The following is a 6792-nucleotide window of genomic DNA, read 5'->3' on the forward strand; positions in this document are numbered from 1 at the left end:
TCACCAGCCGGGATACAGGGCAAGCAAACGGTAGAAGTCGCGCACGTCCTCCGGCGCCGTCGGCCAGAGGACGTTGACGGCGCCGAAGGCGTCGGCGGCCGGTGGGTTCCAGGTGCGCCGAAAGCCCTCCGGCCAGCCATCGCCGCGGTAGAGGCCGACGATGGTGGTGAGGATGACGCGGTCAACGGCCGACAGCTCCTTCGCTTCCCGCGTCAACCCATCCAGGCGCGGGGCCAAGCCGTAGTGACCGGGGCCGCTTCGATCGAAGAACCGCTCCAGGCCACGCCGTTCGATCAGGCCGTCCAGGGCCTCGGCGAAGTCGCCGGCCCACGGCCCGCCCTCCCACGGAAGCAGCACGCCGCCCAGCGCCGCCAGGACGGCCCGCTGACCGATGTCCGTTTTCGGAATGCAGGCGATCGCCGGAACGAGTCGCATGCCCCATGCCTCTCCCGTCATCGTCCTGGCCAGCCTGGGGTCCGTCAGCGCGCCCACGGCAGCGGCGACGATGGAAGCGGAGTGGTGGACGAAGCCGGACCACTTGACGACGAGGCCACGTTCGTGCGCCGGCATGCCAAGTCGAGGGGAGGCCGTAACGTCGAGAAACGCCGCCACAGTGCTGAACCGCGCGTGGCATTGCGGAATGACGGTGACGAGCCCTATGGCCACCGCTGTGGGCAGGTGCGCCATGCTGTAGGTTACTGCGGTCATTGGCGTTCCTGCGGCGCAGGCATGGCGCCGCTGTGGACAGCGGCGATGCGGTAGTAGGTCACGACGAAGACCCGGACGGCGCCGGTCAGCGCGGCTCGTGAACCGCCCCGCTCGTGGCCGGCCGGCTGGCGCCTCGCCCGGAACCGGCGCAGTCCGAGACGCACGCATCGGGCATCGACCGCCGCCGTAAGTTCGAGCGGAGTGCCGAAGCCCTCACGCTTGCAGATTTCATCGAGCGCAACCGACCACTCCTCTTCGAGCTTCATGCTCGATCCCTGCCCGTCCTCGCGGGACACCGTGCGGACGGCGGCGGGAGAGACCAGGAGGTCGACAGCTTCAAAAGCGGCGTCCAATGGACCGGCCTTGCCAGCCGCATTGGTGGCGCGTTGCCGATCCACGAATTGGTCCAAGTGGTCAGCAGAGACGGCGGTATCGAAGATGTTTGGAGGGATGGAAGGGAGCATCGTGAGCTTTCTTCAAACTCGGCTCCCTATCATCACCATATCGGTGATAAGCACGCAAGCTAAATTATCACCTTTCTGGTGATGAACGTGGGCCTCTATGGTGGGGGTGGCTTGTGCGCCGCATATCCAAATATGCAACCTTAGGCCGTCGCGAGTCGCGTTACCCGCAACTTGACAGTTTGCACCGGGGGAGCGTCGGGGTAAAATGTTCTCGTTTCGTTTTGTTGGGGGCGTTGCTCTGCCGAGATTGCATGAGGCGAAGGTCAGTTCGCCGATAGCCTCGGCCCTAACTTGGCGAGAAAACGAGCGGCGCGAACGCGGGGTTGGAGTGTATGGGGAGAGATGGGAAGTGGAAATTGATGAAAGCGTCAGCAATCCGGAAAATAATTATTACAATACTGATGAAGAGAGAGAAATAATGGAAGCCTATAGGCAGCTTAGCCCATCTGGAAAAAATTGCCTTGTTGAGATCGCCAAGAAGATGTTTAGGGAGTCTCTTGGTCGGTAGGCTTTTTTGGGAGCATCTGCAGGGCAACTGTCTTTAAAGCGGAGCGGCTGGCTCCCTTCATTGCTCTGACAATTAATTGTAGCTCCAGTTCTTCATATTCTGGGTTTTTCTCTTCCGGTAGAAGTTCCCACGGCCAAACCCGAAGGGCATTGCCGATGGCTTCACACCATTTAGCCGTTAATGCTCGCTCACCTTTCTCCAGGCGATCTATCTGCTGGTAGGACGTGCTGGCTAACCCCGCAAGGTCGGCTTGAGAAAGCCCCGCGGCTTCACGTAACTGGCGGATGCGGTTTGGAAGGTTCTGCATGACACCTCCATTCCACCGGATTGGTGATACTTGCGCCAACACCATGTTGGAGATGGACTGGTGAACACGCTTGACGTATTCATCACCATTGTGGTGATAATCGCGCATGCAGCTCTCATCCTACATGGAAGCCAATGGGGAGACCGACGCCACGATGGCGGCGAAGGTCGGCGTTTCAATTCAAGCCATGAACCGGTACCGCCTCGGTCAGCGCCGACCGCGCGAGGCGGAAATGGTCCGAATTTTTGAGGTGACGAACGGCGAAGTCACACCAAACGACTTCTTCGATCTTCCCAAGCCAATCCCACGACACCTTTCAAACGAAGGAGATGTCACGCCCGCCGAATTAGAAAGCCATCCCGCATAGCTGGGGTGCCTACGGCAAGACATGACCGCATTGAGCGAGTGGTGCCGGAGAAAAGATATCAGCATGCGCAAACACCCAAATCTTCCCCTTCGCGAAGCATCGCTCGCTAGGCATGAACTCGGCAACAGCCATGACTGATGAGACAGGTGAAGCGATGGTCTTAGGCAAGACGGCAGGAGATGCAACGCAAGCACGCCCGAGCTGGCCGCGCTCTCAACTCTTCCGGCTTGTCCTCTGGCTGATCGAGCCGGCCATGGAGACCGCCTCCGACCTGGCACCGGCCCTGCAGGTGCCAGCATGAGAGGCCACTTCACCCTGTCCCTTTCCCAAGTGCCCTACGATGTGGCCTCGTTGAGCAAGGCCCAGCGGGTCGTCCTCGATCTCTGGCCGGAGTTCCAGGATGCCGCCGCCATGCGGTGGACCAGCCTGGACCAACTCGTGCGCGTCTTCTTTGACGTACCCGGCCTCACCGATCTGTCCGACGATGACGCTGGCCAGCTCGCGGCCTTCCTGACGACGGCGATCGCGCGCTTGACCGCCACAGCACCGGCATCCATGCCGCACCAGCCCCGGCATTTCCGCAGCGCCGGACGAGGCCCAGCATGACGTCGACTCGCTGCCTTCCGGCGCCGAGTGACGAAAGACCTGAGATCTGTTTCCTATCAAGAGCTTGGCAGTACGGTTCCGTGGCGCCGATCCCGGCCGCCCGCGTTCTGCCGTCCCCATACCGCGCCCGGTCGGGCGCGGTACATCCCTGACGCTGACCGAAGGGCCTGATATGGCACGCGCTCCACCTCGCCGCTGAGGCGTCCCCCCAGTTCGATCCGGTGCCTTTGTCTCCGCTTGCCCCACGGGCGGTGATCGGAGGGCCTTTGTCGCCGCAGTCACCCCCCGGCGTGGCTGCGAACGGGAGAGGTGTGCGCCCCGGATGGGCTGAGGCTGCGCCTCGATTCCGGCCTCACACCAAGCCTGCTGCACGTCGGGCACGTCCTGTCCACGCCGCTCCTGTGACCGGCGAACGGGGATGCTGCCCCTTCAACATGAACACGGTTGCGAAGGTCGCGGCCGTGAATACGGGAGGTTACCGTGACGACACCGCGTCCACCGCCTTGAGCTGGGGCGGCCTTGCGATTGGCCGCCCCTAACCGCGCTCAACCATCAGCGTTCACGCCGTCCGCTTTTGCCGAGCGGACGAACGGTGAGGTGTGCGCGGTCATAATACCTCAACCGCGACTCGATTGCGACTCGAACGCCGTCATTTCCGGCCACGGATGCGTGAGCCCTGACGACGGTACCGCCGGCCGGCCCAGCGCCGTCGGTGAACGGGATGGGTGTGCCTATGAATGATGTGAATGTGCGCTTCCGGCGCTTGATTGGGCGGTTCGGCGTGGCCGTGCGGGCGTGTCCGGACCTGACGGCACGGGACAAGGTGGTCGCCGCCGCGATGATGGACCGCCTCGATCGCGGGGCCTTCGCCCAGACGGGCCAACTGATGACCTGGGATCAGGTCGGCGTCGACGCCCTGGCCAACGACACAGCCATGTGTCGCCGCGATGTGGAGCGTGCCCGCAGCGCCTTGCGGGCGCAGGGGATCATCGAACCCGTTGGGCGCCCGGCGAAGGATCGGCCGGCGCGCTATCGGTTTTGCCAGGACTGGCTCGAGCGGCGCACCGCGCCGACGCTGGACGCGGCAATCGCCGAGGTGGAGGCGGCAACGCATGACTCCGGTGTCGGCGACACGGGTGTCATCCGTGCGGCGGAACGTGTGACTCCGGAGGGCTCAACGTGCGACTCCGAATCGGGCCAACGTGTGACACCGGTGTCGGACAAACCTTGTAATAACCTGGGAATCAACCTGGCGCGCGCGAACGCGCGCGAGAGTGGGGCTGGATTGATGGCCCGCCTCGCCGTCCATTTCCAGCGGACGGAACTGTCGTGGTTCCGGGGCGCCGCCCTGGAACTGGACGGCAGCGGAGCCGTGTTCTGGGTTCCCGAACCCTACCAGCGCGACTGGATCAACACGCATTTCGCCGAGCGGCTGAGAACGGCGCTCGGAGTCTGGGAGCTGGAGGTGCGGGTGGGCATCCCGGCCATTCCGCCATCCATCCCGCGGCCGGTGCTGCACACCATCGCTGGGGGGAGGGCATGAACCATGACCCGAGCGTTCGTCTGCGAACAAATGGCCTTGCCACTGGACGGCGGGGCGATGGGTGCCTCTCCGGCCGCGACGGTGGCGGTTGCTCCGTCTCGGCGCCGGCCGGCCACCGGGGGCGGCGTGCAGATGGACCTATCGGTTTCAACCGCGCAGGGCGTACGCCGCCGATCGGCCGGCGATCACCATGCCACCGGGCTGTACGATGCGGTGCTGACCCTGCGCGAAGCCGGGCGGCGCGTCTACCGGTGTGGCGGCCTGCACCAGGTCGACGGGCGCCAGCTGACCACGCGCGAGCTGCTGCTCTGGGCTGCCGCCATCGGAGGACGGAGATGAATTGTTCAGGCTGTGCGCGGCTGGATGCTGCACTCATGCGCTTTTAGCGAAAGTCGACCCGCCGCGCTGTGCAGCCACCGCGGCGGGTCTCCACCCCTCAGCATAGGGACGTAAAAATGCCAAGGAATGGTCAACTGATAGATAGCACGCCGTGCAGCCGGCGCACGGTTGCCATCGCGGCAAATCGTGCACCGGTGCACGATTTGGCAGGGAGGGCCGGGGCATGAAGACGCTGCTGATCCTCGGGCCGAAGGGCGGATCCGGAAAGACGACGGTGGCGCGCAACATTGCCTCGGCAGCCGCACAGGCCGGCATCGCCACCGCTACCCTCGACACCGACCCCCAGGGCACTTTGACGGCTTGGTGGCAGCGTCGGCCGGGCGAAGCTCCGAACATCGACCATTACAGCGAGTCCCTGTCCAAGATCACCGCCCCGCCGGAGCCGCTGGACCTCATCGAGCTTCTGGTGATCGATACGCCGACGGCCATCGAGTCCTATCCCACCGGCACCGCCTCTTTGTTCAAGGCCGCTGACTTGGTGCTGGTCCCCGTTCGCCCGACGCCGGAGGACCTCGACTCCATCTCCGGCATGCGGCAGTACCTGCGCGAGCAAGGCCGGCCCACGGCCTACGTGCTCAATGCCACCAAGCCCCGGATCCGGGACGTGGTGGACGCCCGGCGGATGCTCTCCGGCTTCGGCGAGGTGGTGCCGGTGGACCTGCCGGATCGCACTGACGTGTATCGCAGCTTCAGCCGCGGCGTCGGCGTGGTGGAGGTGGAGGGCGCCAAGACCCGCCCGGATTTTGAGGCGCTGTGGAACTATGTGGGCTCGCGGCTGGGGCTGGTGACGCCATGAAGAAGGTGACCAAGGGTGCGCTCGCCGACACGCGGATCGGCATGCTCGACGCGGCCGACACGCTCCGGACCCGCGACGATTACGCCTCCGCCATCTCCCGCTTGTGGGACCGGGCCGCCGAGTCCTACGTGCAGATCGGCCGCCACCTGACACAGGCGAAGGAGCGGCTGGCCCACGGCGAGTTCGAGGCAATGATCGAGTCCGACCTTCCGTTCTCTCCCTCGGTAGGGCGGCGACTGCGCGCAGCGGCGCAACTGGTGGACTCGGGCGCGCTGCCCCGCGACGCCTTGCCGAACGCCTGGAGCGTGGTCGCCGAACTGGCGACTCTCACGCCCGACGAACAGCAGCAGGCACTGACCAATGGTGTGATCCACCCGGATATGCGCCGTACCGACGTGCTAGAGTTCAAGCGCCAAGTGCGGACGCCGGAGGTGGTCCCGCCGCCCATTCCGGACTTGGACCGGGGACCTCCGCTCCCATTTCCGGAACTGGCGCTGCCGGCAATGGTTCCGGATCAGCCCGGCCCGACGCTTGTGTCCCTCTTGACCAGCACGCCGGAACCGGTAGAGGCACTGCCGGCCATGGGGGAGAAGCTGGCGTCCACGGTCCCTCTGGTGCCTTTCGCGGTGGAAGATATTGAGGGGGAGCCGGTCACTGTACCGGACGTACAGGGCGAGCCGCCCCCGCCGACCACAGCGGAGCTGCTGGCGCAGCCATGGTATGTAGACAAGGACGCCCCCGGCGTCGTGCTGGCGGATGAGGATGGTATGACCGTGCTGGTGATTGATCCCCACCATGACACCGGGCTCGATGACGCCACCGTGGCCACCCTCGCGGAGCACATCGTTAATTTGCACAACGCTGCGCTACGCGCGGGCCCCTACTCTCTACCGTGAAATGGAGCCGTGCAGCCCGTTGTGACGGATCGTCTGCTTTGCGCCATGAGCGGACACCGTTACCGTCGATTCGACCATGGTGGAGAGGAGGATTGAGAGACTGTTTGAAAAGGGTTGGCGCTGAGGTCGTGTTGTGATTCAAGCTTTGTATGTGGACCGAAGCGACGCGCGGCCGGATGGCCAAGATCGAGAAGAAGA

9 protein-coding genes are annotated in these 6792 nt (G+C 64.5%); 6 read left to right on the top strand and 3 right to left on the bottom strand.

What is annotated here, in order from left to right; all coding sequences use genetic code 11:
- From ACSVC7_RS29430 to ACSVC7_RS29440, 3 genes are all read right to left on the bottom strand, one after another.
- Positions 1-708, bottom strand: coding sequence for a hypothetical protein (locus tag ACSVC7_RS29430; protein ID WP_448208123.1), 708 nt, complete (start codon positions 706-708; stop codon positions 1-3).
- Positions 705-1172, bottom strand: coding sequence for a hypothetical protein (locus ACSVC7_RS29435; RefSeq protein WP_448208124.1), 468 nt, complete (start codon positions 1170-1172; stop codon positions 705-707). Before ACSVC7_RS29435 ends, ACSVC7_RS29430 begins: the two co-directional genes overlap by 4 nt.
- 485 nt (positions 1173-1657) lie before the next feature.
- Positions 1658-2095 (bottom strand): helix-turn-helix domain-containing protein, encoded by a 438-nt coding sequence (locus ACSVC7_RS29440; protein WP_448208125.1) that lies wholly within the window; start codon positions 2093-2095, stop codon positions 1658-1660.
- Here ACSVC7_RS29440 and ACSVC7_RS29445 point away from each other — a divergent pair.
- The 6 genes from ACSVC7_RS29445 (at position 2094) to ACSVC7_RS29470 (ending at position 6594) form a co-directional block, all read left to right on the top strand.
- Positions 2094-2354 carry a helix-turn-helix domain-containing protein gene (locus ACSVC7_RS29445; protein ID WP_448208126.1) on the top strand — a complete coding sequence of 87 codons (261 nt, stop codon included), beginning with the start codon at positions 2094-2096 and terminating at the stop codon, positions 2352-2354. The genes ACSVC7_RS29440 and ACSVC7_RS29445 overlap by 2 nt on opposite strands.
- A gap of 351 nt (positions 2355-2705) precedes the next feature.
- Entirely contained in the window at positions 2706-2960 is a 255-nt protein-coding gene (locus ACSVC7_RS29450; protein WP_448208127.1) for a hypothetical protein, read from the top strand.
- 733 nt (positions 2961-3693) lie between these two features.
- A complete protein-coding gene (locus ACSVC7_RS29455; RefSeq protein ID WP_448208128.1) occupies positions 3694-4503 on the top strand; it encodes a hypothetical protein in 810 nt (269 codons plus the stop codon).
- 3 nt (positions 4504-4506) lie between these two features.
- A complete protein-coding gene (locus tag ACSVC7_RS29460) occupies positions 4507-4842 on the top strand; it encodes a hypothetical protein (RefSeq protein ID WP_448208129.1) in 336 nt (111 codons plus the stop codon).
- Between the two features lie 223 nt (positions 4843-5065).
- The gene (locus tag ACSVC7_RS29465; protein ID WP_448208130.1) at positions 5066-5698 is read left to right on the top strand and encodes a nucleotide-binding protein; all 633 of its coding nucleotides are present in this window, start codon (positions 5066-5068) and stop codon (positions 5696-5698) included.
- Entirely contained in the window at positions 5695-6594 is a 900-nt protein-coding gene (locus ACSVC7_RS29470) for a hypothetical protein (RefSeq protein ID WP_448208131.1), read from the top strand. The genes ACSVC7_RS29465 and ACSVC7_RS29470 overlap by 4 nt, the downstream gene beginning before the upstream one ends.
- Positions 6595-6792 lie beyond the last annotated feature (198 nt).

It is taken from the genome of Azospirillum mesophilum, assembly GCF_053470405.2.